General features: G+C 55.3%; 26 protein-coding genes and 2 pseudogenes. 14 read left to right on the plus strand and 14 right to left on the minus strand.

The genetic code is table 11. The features are described 5' to 3' along the window. The first annotated feature begins 138 nt into the window (after positions 1-138). The 5 genes from benA (at position 139) to ACYZT0_RS07940 (ending at position 4,163) form a co-directional block, all read left to right on the plus strand. Positions 139-1,503 carry a benzoate 1,2-dioxygenase large subunit gene (gene benA / locus ACYZT0_RS07920; protein WP_462045343.1) on the plus strand — a complete coding sequence of 455 codons (1,365 nt, stop codon included), beginning with the start codon at positions 139-141 and terminating at the stop codon, positions 1,501-1,503. After that, entirely contained in the window at positions 1,500-1,988 is a 489-nt protein-coding gene (gene benB / locus ACYZT0_RS07925) for a benzoate 1,2-dioxygenase small subunit (RefSeq protein ID WP_462045344.1), read from the plus strand. Before benA ends, benB begins: the two co-directional genes overlap by 4 nt. 10 nt (positions 1,989-1,998) lie before the next feature. Continuing rightward, positions 1,999-3,012 (plus strand): benzoate 1,2-dioxygenase electron transfer component BenC, encoded by a 1,014-nt coding sequence (benC, locus tag ACYZT0_RS07930; RefSeq protein ID WP_462045345.1) that lies wholly within the window; start codon positions 1,999-2,001, stop codon positions 3,010-3,012. A gap of 24 nt (positions 3,013-3,036) precedes the next feature. Beyond that, a complete protein-coding gene (locus tag ACYZT0_RS07935; protein ID WP_462045346.1) occupies positions 3,037-3,810 on the plus strand; it encodes a 1,6-dihydroxycyclohexa-2,4-diene-1-carboxylate dehydrogenase in 774 nt (257 codons plus the stop codon). Between the two features lie 152 nt (positions 3,811-3,962). Continuing rightward, positions 3,963-4,163 carry an SPOR domain-containing protein gene (locus ACYZT0_RS07940; protein ID WP_282377869.1) on the plus strand — a complete coding sequence of 67 codons (201 nt, stop codon included), beginning with the start codon at positions 3,963-3,965 and terminating at the stop codon, positions 4,161-4,163. A 60-nt stretch (positions 4,164-4,223) separates the two neighbouring features. Here the strand turns inward: ACYZT0_RS07940 and ACYZT0_RS07945 are convergent. The 8 genes and pseudogenes from ACYZT0_RS07945 to ACYZT0_RS07980 form a co-directional block, all read right to left on the minus strand. Further along, a pseudogene (locus ACYZT0_RS07945) lies at positions 4,224-4,343 on the minus strand (osmotically-inducible lipoprotein OsmE); the annotation flags it as partial. 156 nt (positions 4,344-4,499) lie between these two features. Then, complete coding sequence (locus ACYZT0_RS07950) at positions 4,500-4,967, minus strand: DUF411 domain-containing protein (protein WP_462045347.1); 468 nt, start codon at positions 4,965-4,967, stop codon at positions 4,500-4,502. Positions 4,968-5,132: 165 nt separating this feature from the next. Continuing rightward, complete coding sequence (locus ACYZT0_RS07955) at positions 5,133-6,197, minus strand: copper resistance protein B (protein WP_462045348.1); 1,065 nt, start codon at positions 6,195-6,197, stop codon at positions 5,133-5,135. Beyond that, positions 6,169-6,417, minus strand: coding sequence for a hypothetical protein (locus ACYZT0_RS07960; protein ID WP_462045349.1), 249 nt, complete (start codon positions 6,415-6,417; stop codon positions 6,169-6,171). The genes ACYZT0_RS07955 and ACYZT0_RS07960 overlap by 29 nt, the downstream gene beginning before the upstream one ends. Positions 6,418-6,429: 12 nt before the next feature. Further along, positions 6,430-8,373: a copper resistance system multicopper oxidase gene (locus ACYZT0_RS07965; protein WP_462045350.1), complete on the minus strand. Its 1,944-nt coding sequence runs from the start codon at positions 8,371-8,373 to the stop codon at positions 6,430-6,432. A 178-nt stretch (positions 8,374-8,551) separates the two neighbouring features. Further along, on the minus strand, positions 8,552-8,758 hold the full coding sequence (locus ACYZT0_RS07970) for a co-regulatory protein PtrA N-terminal domain-containing protein (RefSeq protein WP_462045351.1): 207 nt from the start codon (positions 8,756-8,758) through the stop codon (positions 8,552-8,554). Positions 8,759-9,423: 665 nt separating this feature from the next. Next, positions 9,424-10,092 carry a transmembrane anchor protein gene (locus ACYZT0_RS07975; protein WP_462045352.1) on the minus strand — a complete coding sequence of 223 codons (669 nt, stop codon included), beginning with the start codon at positions 10,090-10,092 and terminating at the stop codon, positions 9,424-9,426. 12 nt (positions 10,093-10,104) lie between these two features. Next, positions 10,105-10,842: a HupE/UreJ family protein gene (locus ACYZT0_RS07980; protein WP_462045353.1), complete on the minus strand. Its 738-nt coding sequence runs from the start codon at positions 10,840-10,842 to the stop codon at positions 10,105-10,107. 512 nt (positions 10,843-11,354) lie between these two features. On the opposite strand from ACYZT0_RS07980, the gene ACYZT0_RS07985 reads away from it, so the two are divergent. Genes ACYZT0_RS07985 through ACYZT0_RS08000 form a run of 4 tightly spaced genes read left to right on the plus strand, consistent with a single transcriptional unit; the run spans position 11,355 to position 13,988 of the window. Continuing rightward, on the plus strand, positions 11,355-11,648 hold the full coding sequence (locus tag ACYZT0_RS07985; protein ID WP_462045354.1) for a metal-sensing transcriptional repressor: 294 nt from the start codon (positions 11,355-11,357) through the stop codon (positions 11,646-11,648). A 7-nt stretch (positions 11,649-11,655) separates the two neighbouring features. After that, positions 11,656-12,798 carry a nickel/cobalt efflux transporter gene (locus ACYZT0_RS07990; protein ID WP_462045355.1) on the plus strand — a complete coding sequence of 381 codons (1,143 nt, stop codon included), beginning with the start codon at positions 11,656-11,658 and terminating at the stop codon, positions 12,796-12,798. 12 nt (positions 12,799-12,810) lie between these two features. Continuing rightward, positions 12,811-13,248: a YqaA family protein gene (locus ACYZT0_RS07995; protein WP_462045356.1), complete on the plus strand. Its 438-nt coding sequence runs from the start codon at positions 12,811-12,813 to the stop codon at positions 13,246-13,248. After that, positions 13,245-13,988 carry a TraX family protein gene (locus ACYZT0_RS08000; protein ID WP_462045357.1) on the plus strand — a complete coding sequence of 248 codons (744 nt, stop codon included), beginning with the start codon at positions 13,245-13,247 and terminating at the stop codon, positions 13,986-13,988. The genes ACYZT0_RS07995 and ACYZT0_RS08000 overlap by 4 nt, the downstream gene beginning before the upstream one ends. A gap of 114 nt (positions 13,989-14,102) precedes the next feature. Here ACYZT0_RS08000 and ACYZT0_RS08005 read toward each other — a convergent pair whose 3' ends face one another. The 3 genes and pseudogenes from ACYZT0_RS08005 to ACYZT0_RS08015 all read right to left on the minus strand — a co-directional run bounded on the left by ACYZT0_RS08005 (position 14,103) and on the right by ACYZT0_RS08015 (position 20,300). Beyond that, on the minus strand, positions 14,103-15,443 hold the full coding sequence (locus tag ACYZT0_RS08005; RefSeq protein WP_462045358.1) for a cation diffusion facilitator family transporter: 1,341 nt from the start codon (positions 15,441-15,443) through the stop codon (positions 14,103-14,105). A gap of 658 nt (positions 15,444-16,101) precedes the next feature. Continuing rightward, positions 16,102-18,853, minus strand: a pseudogene (mgtA, locus tag ACYZT0_RS08010) (magnesium-translocating P-type ATPase). Positions 18,854-18,992: 139 nt separating this feature from the next. Then, a complete protein-coding gene (locus tag ACYZT0_RS08015; protein WP_462045359.1) occupies positions 18,993-20,300 on the minus strand; it encodes an MFS transporter in 1,308 nt (435 codons plus the stop codon). Between the two features lie 357 nt (positions 20,301-20,657). On the opposite strand from ACYZT0_RS08015, the gene ACYZT0_RS08020 reads away from it, so the two are divergent. From ACYZT0_RS08020 to ACYZT0_RS08040, 5 genes are all read left to right on the plus strand, one after another. Beyond that, the gene (locus tag ACYZT0_RS08020) at positions 20,658-20,933 is read left to right on the plus strand and encodes a metal/formaldehyde-sensitive transcriptional repressor (RefSeq protein WP_462045360.1); all 276 of its coding nucleotides are present in this window, start codon (positions 20,658-20,660) and stop codon (positions 20,931-20,933) included. 11 nt (positions 20,934-20,944) lie between these two features. Next, complete coding sequence (gene dmeF / locus ACYZT0_RS08025) at positions 20,945-21,910, plus strand: CDF family Co(II)/Ni(II) efflux transporter DmeF (RefSeq protein ID WP_462045361.1); 966 nt, start codon at positions 20,945-20,947, stop codon at positions 21,908-21,910. A gap of 43 nt (positions 21,911-21,953) precedes the next feature. Further along, entirely contained in the window at positions 21,954-22,325 is a 372-nt protein-coding gene (locus ACYZT0_RS08030) for a hypothetical protein (protein WP_462045362.1), read from the plus strand. A 3-nt stretch (positions 22,326-22,328) separates the two neighbouring features. Beyond that, positions 22,329-22,493 (plus strand): DUF1289 domain-containing protein, encoded by a 165-nt coding sequence (locus ACYZT0_RS08035; RefSeq protein ID WP_462045363.1) that lies wholly within the window; start codon positions 22,329-22,331, stop codon positions 22,491-22,493. Positions 22,494-22,942: 449 nt separating this feature from the next. Next, positions 22,943-23,338 (plus strand): DUF305 domain-containing protein, encoded by a 396-nt coding sequence (locus ACYZT0_RS08040; protein ID WP_462045364.1) that lies wholly within the window; start codon positions 22,943-22,945, stop codon positions 23,336-23,338. Positions 23,339-23,790: 452 nt separating this feature from the next. On the opposite strand, the gene ACYZT0_RS08045 is transcribed toward ACYZT0_RS08040, so the two are convergent. The 3 genes from ACYZT0_RS08045 to ACYZT0_RS08055 all read right to left on the minus strand — a co-directional run bounded on the left by ACYZT0_RS08045 (position 23,791) and on the right by ACYZT0_RS08055 (position 26,726). After that, on the minus strand, positions 23,791-23,991 hold the full coding sequence (locus ACYZT0_RS08045; RefSeq protein ID WP_462045365.1) for a heavy-metal-associated domain-containing protein: 201 nt from the start codon (positions 23,989-23,991) through the stop codon (positions 23,791-23,793). 111 nt (positions 23,992-24,102) lie between these two features. Further along, a complete protein-coding gene (locus ACYZT0_RS08050) occupies positions 24,103-26,460 on the minus strand; it encodes a heavy metal translocating P-type ATPase (protein ID WP_462045366.1) in 2,358 nt (785 codons plus the stop codon). Positions 26,461-26,462: 2 nt separating this feature from the next. After that, on the minus strand, positions 26,463-26,726 hold the full coding sequence (locus tag ACYZT0_RS08055) for a DUF2933 domain-containing protein (RefSeq protein WP_462045367.1): 264 nt from the start codon (positions 26,724-26,726) through the stop codon (positions 26,463-26,465). Positions 26,727-26,798: the final 72 nt, after the last annotated feature.

Raw genomic sequence — 26,798 nt, forward strand, 5'->3', positions numbered from 1 at the left:
GGCTCGGCTGCTGCTACGTGTACGTGCCGTATAAACCTTTGCACAAAACGGATACAGGTCTGCACCCATCGGATAGTCCACCATATCCCCCCGTCCTAGCATGGCCCTGCCTGAATAAAAACAATGGAGGCGGCGGCCATGACCCTGCGACCCGAATACCTTCACTCCCTGCTCGAAGATGACAAAGAACAGGGCATCTATCGCTGCAAGCGCGAGATGTTCACCGACCCGCGGCTGTTCGATCTCGAGATGCAGCACATCTTCGAAGGCAACTGGCTGTACCTGGCCCACGAAAGCCAGATCCCCAACAAAAACGACTTTTACACCACCACCATGGGGCGCCAGTCGATCTTCATTGCGCGCAACAAGGACGGTGAGCTGAATGCGTTCCTGAACGCCTGCAGCCATCGTGGCGCAACGCTGTGCCGGCACAAGTCCGGCAACAAGAGTTCGTACACCTGCCCATTCCACGGCTGGACCTTCAACAACTCCGGCAAGCTGCTCAAGGTCAAGGATCCGGCCGAAGCGGGCTACCCGGCGAGCTTCAACTGCGAAGGCTCCCACGACCTGACCAAGGTTGCGCGTTTCGAATCCTATCGCGGCTTCCTGTTTGGCAGCCTGAAGGCTGATGTTGTGCCGCTGGTTGAACACCTGGGCGAGTCGGCAAAGATCATCGACATGATCGTCGACCAGTCCGCCGATGGCCTGGAAGTGCTGCGCGGTTCCTCCAGCTACATCTACGAAGGCAACTGGAAACTCACCGCCGAAAACGGCGCCGACGGCTATCACGTCAGCTCCGTGCACTGGAACTACGCGGCCACCCAGAGCCAGCGCAAGCAGCGCGAGGCCGGCGATTGCAATCCGACGATGAGTGCCGGCAGTTGGGCCAAGCAGGGCGGGGGTTTCTACTCGTTTGACAAGGGCCACATGCTGCTTTGGACCCGTTGGGCCAATCCAGAGGACCGTCCGCTGTACGAGCGTCGCGATGAATTGGCTCAGGATTTTGGCAAGGCTCGCGCCGACTGGATGATCGAGAACTCGCGCAACCTGTGCCTGTACCCGAACGTGTACCTCATGGACCAATTCAGTTCGCAGATCCGTATCGCCCGGCCGATCTCGGTCGATCGCACGGAAATCACCATTTACTGCATCGCCCCCAAAGGCGAAAGCGACCATGCCAGATCGTGCCGGATTCGTCAGTACGAGGATTTCTTCAACGTCAGCGGCATGGCCACGCCGGACGATCTGGAAGAGTTTCGCTCCTGCCAGACCAGTTACCAGGGCAGCGTGACCGCCTGGAACGACATGTCCCGTGGCGCCGAGCACTGGGTCGAAGGCGCGGATGAGGCGGCCAAAGAGATTGACCTGCATCCATTACTCAGCGGCGTGCGCACCGAAGACGAAGGTTTGTTCGTGCTGCAACACAAGTATTGGCAGCAGACCATGCTCAAGGCCTTGGCCGCAGAGCAGTCCGAACTGATTGCTGTGGAGGCCGTGCAATGACCATCACTTATGACAACCTGCGCGATTTTCTCTACCGCGAAGCGCGCTACCTCGATGACCGGCAATGGGACGAGTGGCTGGAGTTGTACGCCGCCGATGCGACGTTCTGGATGCCGTCCTGGGACGACAACGACGAGTTGACCGAAGACCCACAACGGGAAATCTCGCTGATCTGGTACGGCAACCGCACCGGTCTGGAAGACCGCGTCTTCCGCATCAAGACTGAGCGCTCCAGTGCGAGCATTCCGGACACTCGCACCTCGCACAACATCAGCAACATCGAGCTGCTCGAACAGGCCGACGGACTGTGCAAGGTGCGCTTCAACTGGCACACCCTGAGCTTTCGCTACAAGACCGTCGACAGCTATTTCGGCAGCAGTTTCTACACCCTCGATGTGCGCGGTGAGAACCCGCTGATCAAGGCCAAGAAAGTGATCCTGAAGAACGATTACGTTCGTCAGGTCATCGATGTCTACCACCTCTGAGGCGGCCGTCATGACTCATTCCATTGCATTCAATTTCGAAGACGGCGTCACCCGATTCATCGACGCCAACGCCGGCGAAACCGTGGCCGATGCCGCGTACCGCCAGGGCATTAATATTCCGCTGGATTGCCGCGATGGCGCTTGCGGTACCTGCAAATGCTTCGCCGAGGCCGGTCGTTATGATTTGGGTGAGGAGTACATCGAAGATGCCCTCAGCCCGGAAGAAGCCGAGCAAGGTTTCGTCCTGACCTGCCAGATGCGCGCCCAGAGCGATTGCGTGATTCGCGTGCCGACCTCCTCGCAGGTTTGCCGTACCCGTCAAGCCAGCTATGACGCCACCATCAGCGCCGTGCGCCAGTTGTCCGACAGCACCATCGCGCTGTCGATCAAGGGCGAGGCGCTGAGCAAACTGGCGTTCCTGCCGGGCCAATACGTGAACCTCGGGATTCCCGGCAGCGAGCAGACCCGCGCTTATTCGTTCAGCTCGTTGCAGCGTGACGGCGAGGTCAGCTTTCTGATTCGCAACGTGCCCGGCGGCTTGATGAGCAGCTTCCTCACAGGCATGGCCAAGGCGGGTGACAGCATGAGCCTGGCCGGTCCGTTGGGCAGTTTCTATCTGCGCGATATCCGTCGTCCGTTATTGCTGCTGGCCGGTGGTACGGGGCTGGCACCGTTTACGGCGATGCTGGAAAAAATCGCCGAGCAGGGCAGTGAACATCCGCTGCATTTGATCTACGGCGTGACCAACGATTTCGACTTGGTGGAAATGGATCGACTCGAAGCCTTCGCTGCACGCATTCCCAACTTCAGCTTCAGTGCGTGCGTGGCCAACCCCGACAGTCAGCACCCGCTCAAGGGCTACGTGACCCAACACATCGAGCCGCGGCATTTGAACAAAGGCGACGTCGATGTCTACCTGTGCGGCCCGCCGCCGATGGTCGAAGCCGTCAGCCAGTTCATCCGTGAGAAAGGCATCGCGCCGACAAACTTTTACTACGAGAAATTTGCCGCCAGCGCGGCCTGAGCCGCGCTGTTGTGGGAGAGAGACATGAACAGATTTCACGAAAAAGTCGCGCTGATTACCGGAGCCGCCCAAGGCATCGGTCGGCGCGTTGCTGAACGCATGGCGGCAGAAGGTGCGCGGTTGATTCTGGTCGACCGCTCCGAGCTGGTATTCGAGGTGCAGAAGGAATTGGGGGTGGTGAGCCAGGTGCTGGCGTTGACCGCTGATCTTGAGCAATACAGCGAATGCAGCCGCGTAATGCAAACCACTATCGAGCGTTTCGATCGTCTCGACATTCTGATCAATAATGTCGGCGGGACGATCTGGGCCAAGCCCTTCGAGCACTACGACGCGCAGCAGATCGAGGCTGAAGTCCGCCGTTCGCTGTTCCCGACGCTGTGGTGCTGTCATGCCGCGCTGCCGTTCATGCTTGAACAGGGCAGCGGCGCCATCGTCAACGTTTCGTCCATCGCCACTCGCAGTGTCAATCGCGTGCCGTACGGTGCGGCAAAGGGTGGGGTCAACGCGCTGACTGCTTGCCTGGCATTCGAAACCGCCGGTCGTGGGGTTCGGGTCAATGCCACCGCGCCCGGTGGTACCGAAGCGCCGCCGCGGGTCATTCCGCGCAACAGCGCCGATCAGAGTGCGCAAGAGAAGGTCTGGTATCAGCAGATTGTTGACCAGACGCTCGACAGCAGTTTGATGAAGCGCTACGGCACGCTGGATGAACAGGCAAGCGCTATTCTGTTTCTGGCCAGCGACGAAGCGTCTTACATCACCGGCATGATCATGCCGGTCGGTGGCGGCGACCAGGGCTGACACGCAAACAACCCCTCCAGAAATGGAGCCATCGTGGTGTCGGGTTTCTACGGATACCCTCCTGGCGCGACGTCTGGTCGGCACTTCAATGAAGGTCGGGTGTAAGGTATTCAGGTGAATCCAGGACCATCACTGCCGAAATGGAGGTGACTATGAGCGTTCCGATGCTGACCAAAATGCACATGAACGGTTATGACGTACTCAGCGTGAACAACGGCCCGTGGCGGGTGTGCACCAAAGGTGACCGGCTTGGAGCCTTTGGCAGCAGAGAGGAAGCACTGGCCTTTGCGGCCTCTCTTCCCGGCTACAAGGCCAGATCAAGCCGGCCTGCACGCAGCCAGAAGTCAGATTGATAGTGCGCTTGCAGCCCCGGTTCGCCGGGGCTTTTCTTCGCATGGCACTGAGGTCTTAGGCTAATAGCCGCCGCCGGAGCTGTGGGAAGGCTCCCGGGCTTTTTGCTGCACGCGACTCCATTGCGCGCAGGTCATGAAGCTTTTATGGTCGACCTTGCCCCTGCCATCGAAACTGACGTTGTTTAAGAACCTAGACACTGTTACCAAATGATCTATGGTTTTTGAAGTGGATACGATCTTCCTTGGGTGAGCAAGATGACTGAGGGAACTTGACATAAGGGCGCGACGCTCTGGTTTGTCAGTAACTGCGTTTGCCCCGCCTGAGAAGGGGCCGGATTAGTTTCCAGGGTATTCAGCAATGACCTGGTCTGCGCCTGCTTTGGGTAAGCCGATTACCTGGTAAGCATCATGTTTTCCGTTGACTTCCATGCCAGGAGAGCCAGCCGGCATGCCAGGAACAGCGATCCCGAGAAGGTCGTCACGTTTGCTCATCGCAATGATTTGCTCGGCGGGCACGTGACCCTCAACAAACTTTCCATTGATCATTGCTGTGTGGCAGGACGAGAGTCGTGGAGCAACACCGAGATCCTGCTTGACGGCGCTCATGTTGGTTTCTACATGGTCAATGACGGTGAAACCGTTTGCCTGTAGGTGCTGAATCCATTTTTTACAGCATCCGCAGTTTGCATCTCGATGAACATCGATGGTCAGCGCCTGTGCTGCTTGAGCGGTAGAACCGATGAATAGTGCTGCGAACGTTGCGATACGCAGAAAGCGACTTGAGAGTCGGAAGTTAGCTGTCATTAATTTTTCCTCTTGCCTGGCTGCGTCGGGATACCTTCGGATAGAAGACAAGCTCTGACTCGAGCGTTCAATCCCGCTGCTTCGGTTCAATCGAAGCGCTTACCCTAGAGTGGAGAAAGCGACTTCTCGATCATTCAAAATTCGTAGTGGCGTTACTCAAACCATTCAGAACCACATCCGAATACCGGCTACAAATTTCGCCTCGTTAGTATTTTCCCCCTCATCGCTGGCCAGGTCGGCTGTCTTTCCATAGGAGCGATTCCAGGAAACACCGATATAGGGCGCGAACTGACGGACAATTTCATAGCGCAACCGCAAACCCACCTCGGTGTTGGCCAGTCCGGAGCCAATGCCACGTTGAGGATCATTTTTTCCGTAGAAATTTGCTTCGGCGGTTGGCTGCAAAATCAGGCGATTAGTGAGCAAAATATCGTAGTCACCCTCGAACCGCGCGGCGGTCTGACCGTTCTCGCCGATGTAGGCGGTCGCTTCTGTTTCGAAGTTGTAGAGGGCCATGCCCTGAATCCCGAACGCTCCCCAAGTCTGCGGCGACCCTGGTTTGAAATCTTGACGAATGCCAGTGACGACATCCCACCAAGGACCGATAGAGTGTCCCCATAACGCTTGAAGTTCAGCGCTTTCGGTGACGCCATTGGTGCGCTCACCTTCAGAGCGCAGCCACAGACGGTCAATGTCGCCACCAATCCATCCTTTTGCGTCCCAACTCAGTGCACTGCCATTGTCGGCATCTTGATATTCGAACTTATCCAGCAGCATGAAGGAGTTGACCTTCTTGTCGTGAACACCATGCCCAGCCACACCTGGGAACGCGGCTGCACGGTCAGCGTCGGTCAGTACAGGGATTGGAGTTCGGCTGGTGGTGGTAGCCCCTTCATCCATACTTTCCATACCGTCCATTGCTCCATCGTCCATGCTCATCTTGCTGTGATCCATTGCCCCCATCTTGCTATGGTCCATAGCTCCCATTGAGCCGTGGTCCATCTTGGAGTGATCCATCACGCCATCTTTCGCATGGGCAGGCTTGGGTTGTTGCGCGGACGAAGGCTTTGAATTCGCACCTGATGGCATTGCCATCGAATGATCCATCTCTTCTGCCGCCTGGGCCATGACCAAGAAAGCAGGACTGGTAGAGACTGCCAGTGCTAACAGCGTTGGGCGTATGAATTTGCTGGTCATGATCTCAATCTGCCTTTTTGGTTTTTGGGTCATGATCCATCGACTCATGGCGCTTCTTGCTGTGGTCCATTGACCCGTGATCGGGCTTTGACTCAGTTGCCGTAGGTGCGGGCTGATTCGTTGCTTTCGCAGGAGTCGCAGGTGAAAGGTCACTACTATCATCCCCTGCCAGTGCCACGGATGAGATTCCACCCAACAGGCCAATGGCAAAGAGGCAACCCACCAGCGATTTACGATTTAGGTATTCGCTCACAGATCGTCTCCTTTACTCATCAACCCGTACTTCACGGAACATGCCCATTTCCATATGGAAAAGCAGGTGGCAGTGGTAGGCCCAGCGACCTAATGCGTCAGCGGTAACTCGATAGCTGCGCTTGGTGCCTGGTGGCATATCGATAGTGTGCTTGCGCACCATGAACTTGCCGCTCTCATCCTCAAGGTCACTCCACATACCGTGAAGGTGGATGGGATGAGTCATCATGGTGTCGTTCACTAGGGTGATACGCAGACGTTCCCCATACTTCAGGCGAAGCGGCTCGGCGTCAGAGAATTTGATGCCGTTGAAGGACCACGAAAATTTCTCCATATGACCGGTAAGATGAAGCTCAATGGTGCGATTGGGCTCGCGGCCGTCAGGGTCTTGGAAAGTGCTTTTCAGATCAGAATAGGTGAGTACTCGACGACCATTGTTCCTCAACCCGATACCTGGATCGTTTAGCTTTGGCGTTGGGTTCATGGCTTGCATGTCAACCAGGGGGTTGTTGGTTTCGGAAGTCGGGTGAGTCTGCATTTCGCCACCCATACTGCCCATGCCAGCCATTCCCGACATATCACCACTGCCCATCCCTGCCATCTTGCTGTGATCCATTCCGGCCATGTCGCCTTTGTCCATGCCCGCCATCTTGCTGTGGTCCATGCCGGCCATGTTAGTCATGTCACCGCTGTCCATACCGGTCATCCCAGTCATGCCACCTTGGTCCATACCGGACATCTTGCTGTGGTCCATGCCTGTCATCCCGGACATGTCACCTTGTTTCATATCGCCCCCGCCCATGCCCGCCATGCTGCCATGGTCCATGCCCGCCATCCCGCCCATTCCCATGTCATCCATGGTCAAAAGAGGCCGAGGATCAGTCGCAGGCACCTGTGCCTGTAATCCTTCGCGAACGGCAAGGGTACCGCGTGCATACCCGGTTCTATCCATTGACTGGGCGAAGATGGTGTAAGCCTCTTCGTTGGCAGGTTCTACGATTACGTCATACGTTTCTGCCACCGCGATGCGGAATTCGTCGACGCTGACTGGTTTGACATGTTGTCCGTCAGCGGCCACAACGGTCATTTTCAAACCAGGAATACGGACGTCGAAATAGCTCATACCCGAGCCATTGATGAAGCGCAGGCGCAGCTTTTCGCCCGGTTTGAAAATACCGGTCCAGTTACCGTTAGGCGCCTGGCCATTCATAAGGTAGGTATAAGTATCCCCACTGACGTCTGCGAGATCAGTGGGGTTCATTTTCATTTCAGCCCACATCTTCCGATCGGCCACGGCAGCAGACCAACCTTCCTTGCTGACATCGTCGATGAAGTCGCCAACGGTCCGTTTGTGGTGGTTGTAATAGTCTGATTGCTTCTTGAGCTTGGCCATGACGCGAGCAGGATCTTCATCGGTCCAGTCAGTCAACATCACCACATAGTCGCGGTGGTATTGAAAGGGTTCAGGCTCTTTCGAGTCGATGACGATTGGGCCGTAAACGCCAGCCTGTTCCTGTAACCCCGAATGGCTGTGGTACCAGTACGTACCGTTTTGATGCACCTTGAATTTGTACTCGTACATGCCGTCGGGTGCGATGCCGTGGAAACTCAAGCCAGGCACCCCGTCCATGTTGGCCGGAAGAATGATCCCGTGCCAATGAATGGAGGTGTCCTGATCTAGGCGATTTTTTACGCGAAGCGTGACTGTGTCTCCCTCGCGCCAGCGCAGCAAAGGTCCGGGTAATGAGCCATTGATGGTCATGGCCGTGCGCGCCGAGCCGGTGATGTTTACCGGGGTTTCACCAATAAACAGATCAAACTCGTTACCGGTAAGTACGCTCGGAAAACCAGGGCTGGTCACTGCCCATACAGGCGTGCGCCACAGACCAAGACCGCCGAGAATGCCACCAGCGGCCAAGCCTTTTACGAATGTCCGCCTAGAGGTTTTGGAATGCATGCCGTTTTATGTCCAATCAGTCAAAGGGAAGCCGTGCGAAACAACCAATGAGTTGCCCGGATGAGCTTCGCCCACCGTCACAAAAAACGAACTCTTACGGCAAGCGAGCTCAGAAATTGCCACATTTAAACCACCACAGTGATTACATTTCTGTCAGCTTGGGAATGTACCCAGCTATTTAGCAACTTTTGTGGTCCATCACTTTGGCTTTGCTTTCTGCGACGGGAGGTTGGGAGCTTTGCGTTTGAGCTACTTGGTACGATTCAATCGAATTATTCCTGGCCGCTTCCATGCGTGCGAAAGCCCGGTCACCACCGCCTTCAGCCATAGCCAAAGAAGAGATGCTCAAAGCAGCAATGATGAACAAGGATTTGATAGGGTTCATTTGGGTTTCCTCGGATGAGTATTCGGTAACCCCTGAATCCACATCAAGCGTTGATTCTTAGGGGTGAGCTTAAAGCTCAATAGGACTATAAGACTTTCCCCTGTCAGGAAGCTTAGGCCAATATTACAGTTGTGTCAGGTTGCGATACTCTCTAGAGGAACACACTACTTAATCCGTAAGGGTTCGATCATCCAGTGACACATAATCGCCAGTTACCGATTGGAAGTTGCAGCGATGTGGTTTGTAAGCTCCCGGTCACTTTGGCAGAGGTCTTGCGCTACTTTTGCAGCGGCACTGGAATTGAATGCGTCGACTTGAGCGCCGAGTTAAATGCTTGGGTTTGATATATGTTGGAAAGAGTAGTGCGACTAAAGGTGTTTGAATGTGAGTGTTGATTCTGAAAAAGCACTTTGCTCAGCAGGAAGAGCGTTAATTTATCGCAACCAAAGAGCTATTGACGGCGATCTAAGTAAAATGCCGCACTTTCCGATCCCGCGTCTTTCTCACCACCGCTACATGCGGTCATCAGACCCAGAAAGCAGATCAGAAGAACTGAACGGAACACCGTTGCTGAAGTTTTCATACGTGTATTTCCAAGAGATTATGGAGTTGTATATTCGATTAAAGCGCTCCTTCCCCCTTGGTAGGAGCGCTAGCTCCTGCGATTACTGCTTAACGCTCAGGTAATCACCGGTAGCACTCAGTGAGATCGTCACGTCGTTGCCGCTGCGATTACGCCAAAACCAGCCGTGAGTGCCGTCAAAAATGGCGGTGAATTCACCTTTATCACTGTTGACCTGCTTGCCCTTGTTGTAGCTGTGGAAGTAACCCTTTTCACCGTTGTAGGGCTCACCATGAGTGTCGTAGTTCACAGGCCCACCGGCTGCTGTCCATTCATAGCTGACAGTCTTGTTCTTCAGCATTTCCAGTTTGATTTCTGTCCCTTCACCTGGCTTGAGCGTGACGGTCATTTGATTGGTCTTCAAAGCTGGGGTAGGCGTCACCACTGGCTGAGCGGCAGGTTTCGCAGCAGGTTGGATTTGCGCAATCTGCGCAACTTGCGGAGCCGGAGCCGGAGCCGGAGCTGGAGCTACCGCTGTCGGTTGCGGTGGGGCGGTATCCGCCAAGGCTTCCTGTGAGAGGGTGATTTTCAGTTCGCCCATCTGCGTCAGCCCCAGTGCGCGGCCTACACCCGTTGGGTCAATGGCGTATTCCGAAGGCATGACAACGGTCACCAGCAAGCCGACTGCTGTCAGCAGTGCGATGACAGTCGAGCGCACCAGTTTGCGAGTGCTGGGCAATTCATTAACAGTTGGAAGCGGAGTATTGAACATGGTCAGAATTCCTTACGCGGAGACAAACAGTCCGGTGATCTGGTAACCCATCAGGAGGAAACCGGCACTCATCATGGCGACGTTGGTGGTATAGGCGTGGCGCCAGAAACTGCCGGTGCGCCGCCAATACCCCATCAAAATGAGAATCGCGCTGAGGGCCAGCAATTGGCCGATCTCGACACCAACGTTGAAGGCGATCAGGTTCGGAATCAGGCCATCAGGCGAGATCTCGTACTCCTGAATCTTGGTGGCCAGACCGAAACCATGGAGCAGGCCGAAGATCAGCGTGGCCACCTTGGTGTTGGGTTGGAAACCGAACCAGCGCTGGAATGCGCCCAGGTTATCGAGTGCCTTGTACACCACCGAGAAACCAATGATGGCGTCGATGATGTAGGAGCTGATGCTGATCTCGGTCAGCACGCCCAGCAGTAGCGTGACCGAGTGGCCTACAGCGAATAGCGTGACATAGAGCCCCACGTCTTTCAGGCGGTAGAGAAAGAAGATCACTCCGAACAAAAACAGCAGGTGGTCGTAGCCCGTCATCATGTGCTTGGCGCCCATATAGATGAAGGGCAACAACATGACGCCGGAGCTTTCCTGGATGAACCCCTTATCACCTTCCGCGACGGCATGAGCCATCGCCTCGGGCATTGCGAGGAAAAGTGCCGCGACAAATAAAAACAACAGCAGTAGCAGGCGACGCGAAGGCGCAGTAAATGCGTCAACGCCGCTCATCGAGTGCGAATACATAGATCAATCCTACGTTGCAGGGATCAAAGGCCGCAGTACGGCCATGGTCAGGATGCGAACGAAGGACGGGGTGGACGCTCGATTAAGAAAATCGGCGGACGAGGAACGGAATAGCGCAGGGCATCGACCCGCATGGATAGCTTCGGCTGCGCAGACAAAGTCAACACAGAACTGAGCTGTGGCGTTTCGTGCTGGTGGTCAGGGGTCAATGGGGAGTGATAGTGATCCGAACAGCTCGCACACGACATCTCTGCTTGCTCGTCATGGGAGTGATAGGCGTCTTGCGCAATCTCCCAGGCTGGCTGTTTCGACATCACTGACAACGTATAGGTATGCCCGGCCCAAGCCACAAACATGGCGAGAGCAAGCGCGATTACCACCGTCGTTGTCAGGGATCTACTGAGCATAGTGTCCGTGTTTTAACTCGTTTGTTGTGGTCGCTATACGTTTGACCATATCCCCCTTGGGGGATAGGATGCAAGCGTAATTCATTGAGGCCAGAGGCTCAAGTCATGAATGAGCAGGAACACACCCATCCGCATACCCACCAAAGCCACGAAGCGATTATCAAACGGCTTAAACGTGCGGACGGTCATCTGCGCAGCATCATCACCATGATCGAAGAAGGTCGTGAGTGTGTCGACATTGCTCAGCAGTTGCATGCGGTCGAAAAAGCGGTGTGTCAGGCCAAGCGCACGCTTATCCAGGATCACATTGATCATTGCCTGGAGAACACTGTCTCGGCATTGAGCAATGGCGAGCGTGCACCGCTAGAAGCATTCAAACAAATCACCAAGTACCTCTAGGTCTGACATGCCCAATTTCGCTGAACTGCTGCAACAAGGTGGGGCTCACGCCTGGCTGTATTTCCCGAGTGCTATTTTGCTCGGTGCCTTGCATGGCCTGGAACCGGGCCATTCAAAAACCATGATGGCGGCCTTCATCGTGGCCATCCGTGGCTCGGTAAAACAGGCCGTTTTGTTGGGCCTGGCTGCTACGCTGTCACACACTGCCGTGGTGTGGTTGGTCGCCATCGGCGGCATGTACCTGGGCAAAGGTCTGGACGCTCAAACCACTGAGCCTTACTTCCAGCTCGCGTCTTCTGCACTGATCATTGTGATTGCGCTTTGGATGCTGTGGCGTACTTGGCGCGGTGAGCAGATGTTCAAGTTCGAGCAAGGTGGTGACCACCAACACGACGAGCATGACCATGGTCATCATGATGAAACCCACCGAGTCGATACCGGCCATGGCCGTATCGAACTGTCGATATTCGAAGAGGGCATGCCGCCACACTGGCGCCTGAAAGCGTTGACCGGGCATGCGTGGCCTGCTTCAGACGTTCGTCTCACTACTACTCGTCCAGACGGCAGCACTCAATCGTTCTCTTTCGTCGAGCGCGAAGGCTTTTTGGCGTCGGCAGTCGATATCCCGGAGCCTCATGAGTTCAGTGCTCGCTTGAGTCTTGGGCATGCGGGCCATTCCCATGATTACGACCTGGAATACCAGGAGCATGATCACGGGCACGGGCACGGGCATTCCGAACTGGAAGGCCTGGAGTTGTCGATTGATGGCTATCAGGATGCGCATGAGCGCGCACATGCCAACGATATTCGCAAGCGCTTCACCAACCGCGAAGTCACCACGGGACAGATCGTCATGTTCGGTTTGACGGGTGGGCTCATTCCGTGCCCAGCTGCTATCACCGTGCTGCTGCTCTGTCTTCAGGTCAAAGAAGTCGCCTTGGGTGGTGTGCTCGTCCTGTGCTTCAGCATTGGTTTGGCGCTCACGTTGGTATCTGTCGGTGCGGCGGCAGCCATTGGTGCCAAGCAGGCCTCCAACCGCTGGCCGTGGTTGGGCACCGTTGCTCGTCGCGCACCTTATCTGTCCAGCGCGCTGATCATCGGAGTCGGCCTCTACGTGGGCATCCATGGCTGGATCGGTCTGAACGCATAAGGCGACGCTTAAGTGTTTGAACTCACCAGCTACGTTGGTCTGTTCCTGGCGGCATTCGGTGCCGCCACGTTATTGCCAATGCAGTCTGAAGCAGTGTTGGTCGGGATGTTGCTCTCCGACCAATACGTGGCTTCTACGCTATTGGCGGTCGCCACCTTCGGCAACGTTCTCGGTTCTGCACTGAACTGGATTCTCGGTCGTTCTATTGAACGATTTCGCCAAAAGCAATGGTTCCCGGTGAGCGAGAACAAGCTCGAAAAGGCCCAGCAGTCCTATCTGCGCTACGGGCGCTGGTCATTACTGCTGAGTTGGGTACCCATCATTGGCGATCCGCTGACGGTCGTCGCCGGTGCGATGCGCGAGCCACTCTGGAGCTTTCTGTTGATCGTCACGCTGGCCAAGGGCGTGCGTTATCTCGTGCTGACCGCAGTCACGCGGGGGTGGGCATGACGATGGCGCACACAATCCAACAATCCTCACTCAAGAACCGAAGCAGCAGCCTGGATTTGATCAAGTGGCTGGCGATGCTGACCATGGTCATCGACCACCTGCGCTTGGTGTGGCCGGAGATGAGCACTCTGTTCATTCCGGGGCGACTCTCTTTTCCGCTTTTCTGTGTCGCCATTGCGGCCAACGTGGCGCGCTCGAAACCGGGCGCATTGGTGACTGTCTCGAATGGTCGATACCTCGCGTTGATGCTGTTGTTCGCCGCCATTTCAGAAGTGCCTTATCACTACATCAGCACCTCGGGATCATTTAATGTGCTGGTCACCTTGGCGTTGGGATTGGTGATTGCTTGGGGATGGCAGCATCGCACGCTGTTGAGTGGTGCTATGGCGTTAATTGCCGCCGCAATTGCCTATGTGCTGGACGATCCTTTGATGTATGGATTTTACGGGGCACTCGTTCCTGCGGCTGTCTTGTTAGCGATCAAGAGGCCCGGTGTTCTTTGGTTGCTGCCAGCAGCTCTATGCCTGTTGAGCAACACTCGCAGCAGCATAGTGACCCGGGCGATGGACTTGGAAATCTATTCATTGCTGGCCTTGAGCACCGCTTTTGCCGCTCCCCTGATCGGACTCTGGCTTTTGTGCCAGACGTTCACCCTCAAGGTCTGGCCCGTGCGGCAGTGGGGCTACTGGTTCTATCCGGGTCACCTTGCGGCGCTGCAAGCCCTCCGTTTCCTGGTCTAACCTTTGGTCTATTGCACTTAGCCCGCCTTAGCCAGGTGAACGTGTTCATGAAAAAGGCCGGACATTCATCTTCATCGCCGATCAAGTTGATGTTGTTTACGATCTCTCGCAAGGTCAATGATCATGGTCTGGCTCTCTCATTTGAAAGCAAAGAGTTTCCCTCTGGTCTCCTGCCCAGAGTTGCAACTCGGCCTCAAACTCGTGTGGCTCTTCAGGCGCTACAGCACTCTGATAGGTCGCATCTCCGGGCATGGGGGAGAGAGGAAGCGTTTCCCTCGTCAGCCCTGGTCGCTTAATGCTAACCGAAGCTTGCAGCCCTTCAACGGGACGGCGTAGGGTCAGCTGCATCCGCTCGCCTTGTGGGGTGTCTACGATCTCAAGACTGCCTTCTACCAGATTGCAAACGACTTTGAACGGTTCTGGTGCGTGATGGTGCACGTGCAAGTCTGAGTCGGAAAACGAGTCTGCGACAGCATCTGCAGCACCAAAAGTAATGCTCGCAGTTCTGAGTGCCGGCAGGTGACCGAGTAACTCTTGATGTAGCGATGAGACGATGCCTTTTGCTTCGGTCAGAGATAGATCGTTACCGACGTCGATCACTACGTCCGCATGTAGTCGGTGACCGATCCAGCGTGCCCGCGTATTGATGATCCGCTTAACCCCCGGGACATGCTCAGCCGCGTGACGGATTTCCTCTATGACTCCCGGTTCGACGCCATCAAGCATGCGCGTCAGTACGGCTTTCGAGGATTGCCAAACAATTCCAAGAATGGCAATTGTGATTAACAGGCCGATGATCGGATCAGCAAGGGGAAAACCGGCCCATACGCCGACCGCACCGAGAACCACTGCCAAACTGGTCAGGCCATCCGTGCGGGCATGATAGCCGTCGGCGATCAGCGCGGCGCTTTCGATCTCGCGACCGACGCGGATACGGAAAACGGCCACCACCTCGTTGCCGACAAAACCAATGACGCCGGCAATGCCGACCCAAAGAAGTTGTGTGATCGGCTGCGGGTGGATCAGGCGGTTGATAGCCGCATATCCGGCGATCACCGCGCTGAAGAGAATGATCAAAACGATCAAAATCCCTGCCAAGTCCTCGACTCGACCATAGCCGTAAGTGAAGGTGCTACTCGGTTTGCGGCGAGCAAGCACGAAGGCGATCCAGAGCGGAATAGCTGTCGTTGCGTCGCCCACATTGTGGATCGTGTCCGCGAGCAAAGCGACCGACCCCGTTGCTAGGAAGACCCCAATCTGCAACACCGATGTAATGGCGAGGATGATAAAAGACCACTTGATGGCCCAGATGCCTCGACTGGTAGTCGCAATCGTAGCGTCGATCACTCCGTGAGTGTGGCCATGCGAACTGCCGCTGTGATCATGACCGCTTCCGCCGTGCCCGCGCTCACGTTTCTGGTCTCCAAAACCAAGCCAGTCGAGAATTTTTTTCATCAAGCTCTACTCCTCACAAATACTCGCTGATTCAAGCGTGTCTTTCGTCGAGTCGGCGTCCGAGTGCACTTGTAGCTCAAGGAAATGGTCGTGTGGTCATGCACCATGGTTTTCGTGGTGTTGCTGATCGCGCTTTCGACGGTCTGTCGCGGCTAGGTTGCGTCCCTCTTCCAGCATGATGATGCTCTTGAGGTGGCCTTCAGCCCGTTTAAGCTGTTTGATCATGTCGTCATGTCGTCATGTCGTCATGGCTCTGGTGGGGATGATCGTGTTCGCTCATGACCTGACCTCTTGGCCGGATGATTTACGCATACATCCTATCCCCCTGGGGAGGATAGTGGCAAGCGCGCCAGTCTGAGACTGGCGCGAATTTTCACGCGCATTTAGAAATCGGAGTGTTCACCAAAGCAATGGCGACAAAAGTGGTAGTTGCGGCCGCTCTATCTGAGTGTCAAACGGATCATTTGGCACACGCTACGACAGAGCCAAGTGCGCGCCCTCAGGGGCACGGCCTATGAAAACCGCACCCATTGTCGAGTTCTGGTTATTCCTGCAGCACCCAAATTGGTGTCGCCAATGACAGTCGACACCATCGCCTGCACATCGGCGATGCTCAAACCATACCAAGCCGCCTAACGGTTGATTTGGGTACTCGCTCTTATTGCCACCCGAAGCGGCGGGTGTAGAAGCTCTTCATGGCTTGGGTCAGTCCCATGTACCCCAGCAGGATCAAGGGCAAGAATACGAAGTACAGCGGAGGAAGGGCCTGCAACTTGAAGTAGTGCGCCAGTGGGCCCATCGGTAAGAAAATACCAACCGCCATGGTGACGCCAGTCATCACCATCAGTGGTGTCGAGGCGCGGCTCTGGAAGAACGGGATCTTTGGTGTACGGATCATGTGCACGACCAGCGTTTGCGTCAGCAGGCCGACGATGAACCAGCCAGACTGAAAGAGTGTTTGCGCTTGTGGTGTATTGGCGCTGAATACGAACCACATCATCGTGTAGGTGACGAGATCGAAGATCGAGCTGATCGGGCCGAAAAACACCATGAATCGTCCAACATCGCCGGACTGCCAGCGTTGCGGTTGCTTGAGCAGTTCCTCATCCACGTTGTCGAAGGGAATGGCGATCTGTGAAATGTCATAGAGCAGATTCTGCACCAGCAGGTGCATCGGCAGCATCGGCAGGAAAGGGATGAAGGCGGATGCCACCAGCACCGAGAAGACGTTGCCGAAGTTCGAGCTGGCCGTCATCTTGATGTACTTAAGCATGTTGGCAAACGTCCGGCGGCCCTCCAGCACACCTTCTTCCAGCACCATCAGGCTCTTTTCCAGCAGGATGATGTCGGCCGCTTCCTTAGCGATGTCCACCGCTGTGTCCACCGAGATGCCGATGTCCGCAGCGCGCAGCGCGGGCGCGTCGTTGATACCGTCGCCCATGAAGCCCACCACATGTCCATTGGCTTTTAGCAAGCGAACGATACGCTCCTTGTGGGCTGGTGTGAGTTTGGCGAACACATTGTGTATTTCGACTTCCTTGGCTAGTTCGACATCGCTCATACGCTCGACGTCGTTACCCAGCAATACCCCTTGCTGCTCCAGCCCCACTTCGCGGCAAATTTTTGCCGTGACCAGCTCGTTGTCGCCGGTCAAAACTTTCACCATCACGCCATGCTCAGCCAGAGCCCGCAGCGCCGGCGCCGTGGACTCCTTCGGCGGATCGAGGAAAGCGACGTAGCCGATCAGCGTCAGTTCGCGTTCGTCAGCCAAACCATAGACTTCCTTCCTCGGCGGCAACTCCTTGGCCGCGACTGCTACCACGCGCAGACCTTCTTCGTTCAGGTCGGATGTCACTCTTCGGATACGTTCCAGCAGTTCCGGCGACAGAGGTTCGACCAACTCACCGTGGCGCACCTGGGTGCAGACCGACAGGACTTCCTCGACCGCGCCCTTGCAGATCCTCACGCTCCGAAACCACCACCGACATGCGACGACGGGTGAAGTCGAAGGGGATTTCATCGACCTTGCGGTAGTTCCGTGTAGGGTTCAGCTCCTGATGCACTTCGATATGTTCCAGTACCGCCACGTCCAGCAAGTTTTTCAGGCCAGTCTGGTAATAGCTGTTGAGATAGGCCATCTCCAGCACATCATCTGATTCTTCACCCCAGACATCGGTATGGCGCGACAGGAAAATCTTGTCCTGTGTCAGCGTGCCGGTCTTGTCGGTGCACAGCACGTCCATCGCGCCGAAGTTCTGGATCGCATCGAGACGTTTGACGATGACTTTTTTGCGCGACAGGTTCACCGCGCCTCTGGCCAACGTCGAGGTGACGATCATTGGCAACATCTCGGGCGTTAGGCCCACAGCAATGGACAGTGCGAACAGCAGCGCCTCCATCCAGTCGCCCTTGGTGAAACCGTTGATGAAAAGTACCAGCGGTGCCATGACGAACATAAAGCGGATCAGCAGCCAGCTCACCTTGTTCACGCCGAGCTGGAAAGCAGTCGGGGCGCGGTCGATGGCGGTAACGCGGGTGGCCAGTGCCCCGAAATATGTGTCGTTGCCGGTGCCGACAATCACGGCCGTGGCCGAGCCGGAAACCACGTTGGTACCCATGAACAGAATGTTGTCGATTTCGAGGGGGCTGATGATCTTGGCATCGCGCAACTCGGTGAATTTCTCCACCGGCATCGACTCTCCCGTCATCGCCGCCTGCGCGACGAACAGATCCTTTGCCATGAGCAGACGGCAGTCGGCTGGAATCATATCGCCCGCCGACAGTACGATCATGTCCCCCGGCACCAGCAGATTGATCGGGACTTCAACACGCCGAGCTGCGTCGGGATGCAATGCTATATCGAAATACTTTTGGGTAACCCCGGCGCTATCTTCGGAAAGATCGCGCCGCATCACGGTCGCGGTGTTGCTGACCATTGCCTTGAGCGCATCGGCCGCCTTGTTTGATTTGGCTTCCTGCCAGAAGCGTAGCAAGGTCGAGAGCACCACCATCGTGCCGATAACGATTGTGGCCTTCATGTCCGCAGTGACATAGGAGACGACAGCCAGCAGGGACAGCAGCAGGTTGAACGGGTTCTTGTAGCAGTACCACAGGTGCAGCCACCAGCGCAGTGGTTTTTCGTGCTCGACCTCGTTCGGGCCGACCCGCTCGCGAATCGCGTCGGCTTGGCTTTCGCTTAGGCCAGCAGCATGGGTGTCGAGCGTTTTGAGCAGTGAGCCCGCGTCACTCTTGGCGGCCGCAACAAGCGTTTGCGCGAGCGTAGCAGGCACTTCGCGGCTGACACCGGTTTGGGCCAGTGATTCCAGTAATGCAAGTCGCCGGAAGTGGCGGGCGATGTGGCGTGTGCGGAGGAAGCCCGCAAAAACTTCTTTTAACAGGGAGAAATTCATGATCTTTTCCAATGTTTTCTGCGTATCACCCTATTGTCCGGAGGTCACCGCGGGCAGATGTAAATCAGGGTCTTGTGGCATAGGTTGCTAAATTTTGTGTTCGATCAGACTCAGCAGATCTTGAACGCCCTGCGCCCCGTCAATTCGGCCATCTGCGATGCTGATCATCGATGACATACGGGTGTTCGTGATCCACGCCATCTTGACCGTCGAGGTGAGAGTGATCGTCTGGCAGGTTCTCATGGGTGTGTTTGATCGACTCTTGGTCATGAGCAGGACGCCAGATCACAATGCTGACCGCCAATGCGCTACCTGCCACGACAACGAGCCCAACAAACGACGCAGTGAGGCTGATGTTGGCACCCAGCCATCCCGCCAAGGGGTAGGTAATCAACCAGCAGGCATGGGATAGCGCAAATTGGGCGGCAAACAGCGCTGGGCGATCTTCGGCATGTGCCGAGCGACGCAAAAGTCGACCGCTTGGGGTCTGCGCTAGGGAATAGCCCACGCCGAGCACCATCCACAGAGGCAACAGGAAGTTGTAGGTGGTCAGGTTGATGCCAGCGGCCAAGCCTGCGACCAAAATCCCTCCGCCAAACAGCATGGCCGTCCGGTCTTTGATGTTTTTCAACAGGCGAGGCAAGACCAAGGCAGCGATCATGGAGCCGCCGCCAAACGCGGCCAGCGCCAATGCCGTAGAACTCTGCGGCAGAGCGAAGCGCGACTGCACCAGCACTACCGTATTGACGATAACCATGGCGCTGGCGGCAGCTACCGTCAGATTGAGAGCCAGAAGCCCCCGTAGACGGGGGGTGGCTAGGAATATGCGCATGCCACGGGTAGTTCGCTCGTAGATGCTGCGTCGCGGCGTCTGCTTCGCCTTGGGCAGCAGCACTGTGGCGACCAGGGCCGCTGAGGCAAGGAACCCGATGACAGTGCCGGCGAACAGATTGTGGAAGCTGATCACGGTGAGCAACGCGGCGGCGAGCATTGGGCTCGCGACACTTTCAAGATCGTAGGCCAGACGCGATAGCGACAAGGCACGGGTGTAGTCGTCTTCATCCGGCAGTATGTCTGGAATGGTCGCCTGGAACGTTGGGGTGAACGCTGCCGAAGCGGACTGAAGGACGAAAATCAATACGTAGATTTGCCAGACTTCCGTCACGAACGGCAGAGCAAGCGCGACCAGCGCTCGCACCAAATCCAGCGAAACCAACATTGCTCGACGGGGTAGACGCTCTGCAAAAGCCGCTGCAATGGGGGCAACGCCGATGTAGGCCGTCATCTTGATCGCCAATGCTGTACCGAGGACAGCGCCCGCTTGGGCACCTGCGAGATCGAACGCCAGTAGGCCCAGCGCGACAGTGGCAAGACCAGTTCCTATGAGCGCAATCACTTGGGCCAGGAAGAGGTGACGGTAAGTTCGATTGGCTAGGATTTTCAGCATGAAAGATCTCAAGTGGTGAAGTGCGTGACCAGGTGGTTGCCGAACTTTTCTCGGAAGGAAGCGAATTACTAGCTTCGCCTTTATGGATGAGCATGTATCCCCCCTGGGAGGATACATGCTCGATCCTAAACCATAGGCAATGGCAGCTCAAGGAATAGGCGCTGCGCCTTCCATCGAATGATTGAAGTGGGAAGCTGACCATCGGTTTGCATTGGTTTTGACCAGCGAAGTCGATGTGCTCACTTTTCAGATCTCAGGTTCAAATACCGCAATGCTGCCGGTCGGAAGCGTTGACCTGCTTGTCTACCTAGCTGGGACGTGTGATCATGTCTTTAATATAGGTAGGGGGAGTATGGTATGGGGCATGTTAGATCGAGTAAAGATAATCTTCTTAAACGCGTAAAACGAATCGCTGGGCAAATTCAGGCAATTGAGCGAGCGCTCGATTCTGATGAAGACTGCTCGAAGACCTTGCTTTTGGTCGCTTCAACCCGTGGCGCTATCAATGGGCTGATGGATGAAATCATCGAAGACCACGCTCGTGAACACGTCGCGAATCCGACACTCAGCAACGAAGAAAGAGCGAAAGGCGTCGATGAGCTTCTCGAAGCCATTCGCCGCTATTCCAAATAGGATTTACCCAGATGAGTAATTCGTACACCGACTATGCCCACGACCATATGTTCCTGGGAGCATCGCATGAAGAAAACGCCAAGCGAACCTTGTGGGTGGTGGCTCTGACCGTTGTAATGATGGTCGCTGAGATCACTGCAGGTTATGTCACAGGTTCCATGGCGTTGCTTGCCGATGGATTTCACATGGCAACGCATGCAGGAGCACTCGGCATAGCCGCAGCTGCTTACGGTTACGCAAAAAGGCATGCATCAAGTGCTCGCTACAGTTTTGGAACTGGCAAGGTGGGAGACTTGGGCGGTTTCGCTTCTGCTCTGATTTTGGGGCTTGTCTCCCTGGGCATTGGCGGAGAATCGCTCTTCCGCCTCTTTCAACCGACTCAAGTGCAATTCGGGACAGCGACTCTTATCGCAGTCGTCGGATTAGCAGTGAATGTCGTGAGCGCGCTTTTGCTTTCTGGCGGTCATGATCATCACCATGGGGATGACCACGGCCACGATCAATCTCACCATGCGCATGGTCACGATAATAATTTGCGCTCTGCTTACGTTCACGTCATTGCAGATGCCCTGACTTCGGTTTTGGCCATCGCTGCGTTGCTTGCTGGTCGATACCTTGGTTGGGTATGGCTCGACCCTGCGATGGGGATTGTGGGTGCAGTTGTCATTGCGCGCTGGGCTTGGTCGTTGATGCGGGTGACTGCGGGTGTATTGCTCGACCAGACAGATGATCATGTTGCCGAAGAGATTCGTGAATTGGTTGAAAAACCGGGGGATGCTTCGATCATTGATCTTCATGTCTGGCAGGTGGGGCCTCAGGCCCGAGCCGCGATTGTGAGTGTTCTGGGCAGCCCAGCAATAAATGCCGAAAACATACGAGAACGCCTTGCTACGGTTCATGAGGTCACTCATCTGACGGTTGAGTACCGCACAAAGCTGGGAGCTGATTCATCGGTTCAAGTTTCGGCTCCGGCTTAGAAATGAACGCAAAGTTAACTGATCTGAAAATAAGGATCGAGAGATGCTGTTGAGCAAACGCGATCAAGCGCACATCGAGCGTCGTCTGATTGCCGCCCTGACCAAGGCCTGCGAGACCGCCAAAGCGGAAATCGTGGGCTTCTCCTGGTTGACTCACGATGTGGATTACGCGCGGTTCCCCTCCAGCCTGATGGTTGTTTGGGTCTTCGACACCGATGCCAACAGAGATCAGGCTCTTGCCAATGGGCAAGATAAGCGAATGCTTGAACTAACGACTCAGGCGTTAAGCGAAGCGGATGTTCACGCCAGCCAGGTGTTGGCCAACCTACATTTCGATAGTGAAGAGCAATGTCAGCGCTCGAATGCCGGTGACTGGCAGCAGCGCTTAGCCTGTGCACGATCTACGCGGAATTAAACCATGGCCAAGGACATAGAAAACCCCTGTATTTCCGTTTGCCAAACTAACAGTGAACTGTGCCTTAGTTGCGGTCGCACCAAGGAAGACATCAGAAAATGGAAGCGGATGAAGCGTCCAGAAAAGATTGGCGCAGTACAACGCGTGTTGGCGCCGACGCCGAATTGACCAGTTGCCGAGATATCACTGACTCGGTCTGATTCTTCGCGAACCAAAACCTTTGGTGGATTTGTGCCGATTTGAAGGCGGGTTAGCCTTGCGTCAGCACGTGGGTCAATTCGGCATTGGCGTCAACAGGCTCTACCATTGAGTTTGTCTGAGACGGGTATTGCACCAGAGAAGGAAGCTTTTTGAGTTTTCCTACAGCTCATTCGCGACGGAATGCTAACCAACTGGAACCTGACAGGAATGTAATTTTCATTTCTATCGACTGTGCGCCTAGCGTGGTCTAGGGTGAAATATGAGCTCTTGAGCACTTATTTATCTCTAGCCATGAAGCATTTTCCTGCTGACATCACGTCTGGCATTTCTGTCGAAAATGATCAGCTGTTTTCAATCGAAAATGTCGCAGCCGTATGTATATGCCGATCCTCTGCCTTTTAACCAGGAGATTCACAATGTCACAGCATATCAAGCACAGCAGCTCTAGCCGGTTCACTTTATCAGCGAGGGCAATAGCCATGGCTGTCGCGTTCATGGCGACAGCGCCGACGTGGACCAGTGCCGCAGAGCCGGCGAAAAGCGAAACGATGCCGATGCCCTCCGAGCAGATGGATCACTCGAAGATGGACTGCATGAAAGAAATGGGCGGTATGTCCAAGACCGGCGATGTGGATTATGACTTCGCGGCTAACATGCGCATGCATCACCAGATGGCAGTCAAGATGTCGCAAGCCGAACTCAAGAACGGAAAAAATCCAGAGATGCTTCGAATGGCCAAGGACATAATTGCCGCACAGGAAAAGGAAATCGCTGTATTCGATCAGTGGATGAAAGCGAATAAAAAACCATGACCATGACCATGGCGATATCGATCTGTGCGTTGCCTCTATGTGACAGAAATTTCCGCGCTGGTTTGGCCGGTGATTCCCATCCGGGCGTATCATCTTGAACGGTAGGAGCAAAACCAAGCTCCGCTTGGACCATGGATTTCCAGGTCATTCGCGCTTGGGTCAAAGGTCTGCAAACAGGGGCACTGATCTGAGCCCGAGACGTATTCTGCCACTGGGCTCGTGAAGCCTGATCGCTTGGGAGCGAAAGAGACAGAATGTAACTAGGACGTGGGCCAAAGCGTTTGTCCGGGCTAATTTCTATGACAGCATGATGGTCGAGCGGAAGATTACCTTATCGTCGGTGCACGCCCTGCTGAGCTGACGGCGGCTATCTATTTAGCCCGCTATCGTCGACAGGCATTACTGGTCGACGTCGGCTGGAGCCCTGCAACTGTCCCGATTACGGCATCCTCTCAAGCGCTGATCTGGGAAGGAAAACCTAAAGCTTCAACTGCTCTGCGAACCTGCTCTGGGCTTTCCACGCTTTCAACGCTCACCTTACCAGCTGCCCGATCCACGGAAACTTTAGCTTGGTTGTCGAGTGATTGAATTGCTTTGGTAATTTTGCTGACGCAACTGCCGCAACCAATGCCTGATACATCTAAGACGAACATGGTTATTCCTCTCGTGCTGAGCGGTCTCTTTTCACCGCACCGACAGCATCAACGTTGACACGATGGCAAGGTCAACAGTTATCTGTTTCGGGTTGTGAGCATCATTGACGCTCAGTCAATTCGGATATTCCTCAGTCTCAATGCATTGAAAACTACAGACGCCGAACTGACGCTCATTGCTATGGCGGCGATCATTGGCGACAGGAGGTGTCCCGTCAGTGGATAGAGAAGGCCTGCGGCTAGGGGGATACCCATCGCGTTGTAAAGAAAGGCGAAACCCAAGTTTTGCCGCATGTTTTTTACTGTTGCAACCGAAAGGGCCCGTGCACGTAAAATTCCCATCAGGTCGCCTTTAACCAGCGTGAGTTGCGCGCTATTCATCGCAACGTCAGTCCCTGTCCCCATTGCAATGCCCACATCTGCCCGCGCCAAGGCCGGTGCGTCGTTGATGCCGTCACCAGCCATGGCAACTTTCCGCCCGTATTGCTGGAGGTCTGCAACGAGGCGTTCCTTGTCCTGAGGCTTCACTTCACCATGTACTTCTTCAATACCCATCTCCCTGGCGACAGCCCGAGCGGTCGTGAGCCCATCTCCGGTGGCCATGATGATTTTTACGTTATCAGCTTTGAGCTTGGTCACTGCTTCTTTGGAGGTCGGTTTTATCGGGTCTGACACCGCCAGCAACCCTGCCAATACCCCGTCAACTGCGACATAGATGATGCTGATGCCTTCAAGACGTAACAACTCTGCACGGTCTTGTAGGGTCTTGGTACTCACGCCGGCGGCTTCCATCAACGCCGTGTTGCCCAGCTGTATCTTCTTGCCATCAACCAGGCCACTGACCCCAATACCTGAACCAGACTCAAAGGATTGGGGCTTGGTGAGCTCAATTTTCTCGGATCGAGCGTGATCGACGATGGCATGAGCCAGGGGATGTTCGCTGCCTTGATCAAGGCTGGCGGCTAGCTGAAGAACATCTTGAGGTTTGAAACTGGGTGTCGCCTCCACACTGTGAAACACCGGCCGGCCTTCTGTCAGGGTGCCTGTCTTATCGACAATCAGCGTGTCGATTTTGCAAAGTTTTTCGATGGCACTGGCATCCCTGAACAGCACCCCCATGCTGGCTGCCTTACCTGTCGAAACCATGATCGACATGGGTGTTGCAAGCCCCAGCGCACAGGGGCAAGCAATGATCAGCACGGCGACAGCATTGATCAGACCAAAGACCCAGCTGGGTTCCGGGCCGAAGAGCCCCCAGCCTACGAGTGTCAGTATTGCAATCGTGATAACACCCATCACAAAGTAGCCGGCAATCGTGTCTGCCATTCGTTGCATTGGCGCTTTGGAGCGTTGGGCCCGAGCGACCATCTGTACGATCTGCGAGAGCATGGTTTCGGCGCCGACCTTTTGCGCCTCCATTACTAAGCTCCCATGAGTATTGAGTGTTGCACCGATCAAGGTATCCCCAGATCTCTTCATTACCGGCACTGGCTCGCCAGTGAGCATGGACTCATCCACTGCACTTTCGCCCTCCAGTACAGACCCATCAACCGGCACCTTTTCACCAGGTCTGACGCGCAGATGGTCACCCAGGTGCACATGGGTGATAGGAATGTCTTCCTCCTGGCCATCTGCGTTGATCCTGCGTGCCGTTTTGGGAGATAGGCCGAGAAGAGACTTAATGGCCGCAGAGGTTTGCGATCGGGCCTTGAGTTCGAGAACCTGCCCAAGCAAGGTGAGCGAGATGATGACCGCGGCTGCTTCGAAGTAGACGCCGATTCGGCCATCTTGAACGAAGGTAGCGGGAAAACGTTGGGGCATGAGTGTTGCCGCGACGCTGTAAAGATAGGCGGCGGCGGTACCTAAACCAATTAGAGTCCACATGTTTGGACTGCGATTGCTAATAGATGCGATGCCCCTTACAAAAAATGGCCAACCTGCCCATAAGGTCACCGGTGTCGCCAGAGCGAGCTCGATCCAGTTTTGGATCGAGCCATGGAGGAGTTGTAACGAGTGTCCCGCCATGGCGAGCACGGTCACTATCACGGTTAATGGCAGCGACCACCAAAAGCGGCGGGCGAAATCCCGGAGTTCAGGATTTTCTTCTTCATCGAGCGCGGGCATGACCGGCTCTAATGTCATGCCACATTTAGGGCAGTTGCCGGGTCCGGGCTGGCGTATTTCCGGGTGCATCGGACAGGTAAACTCAGTGCCTGTTTGTACCGCAGACTCTGGAGTGGTGACGCGGGATTCGGCGCTCGAAACATTACCGCTGTAGCGTTCAGGATCAGCTCGAAACTTCTCCTGGCATTTCAGGCTACAAAATTGATATGTCTGTCCCTGATAAGACTCACCCAATTTACTTGGTGAAGTGACTGCCATTCCGCACACCGGGTCACGTAGATCATCGTCATTGAGCGGAGCAGCATGGGCGTGACTGTGGTCGTGGTGGCTCGATATGGTAGGCATGGCTATTTCCCTTTTTCGTCCTTGTGGGTTGCTGCCTGATCGCCATGGCTATGTCCGCCATGTCCATGTCCATGTCCATGTCCAAAAAAATGCATCAATGGACAGATCAACAGAATCAGATAAGGCCAAAATGGATAAACGTGGCTGAAATGCTCCCGCAAAACGTAAAAGACACCAATCGCAATGAGCATGATTAGTACAACGCCTGTTTTGCGCCTCCAAAATGGTGCGGTGGTGTTTCCATCCGGATGCTGATGGTTACTCATGATCTAAACCCCCACTGTGTGAGCGTTGCTGTGATCTCTGCGATAGAGCGTAGCCAACTCTTGCGTCGAAGC

The sequence above is a fragment of the Pseudomonas sp. ZS1P83 genome (assembly GCF_054897825.1).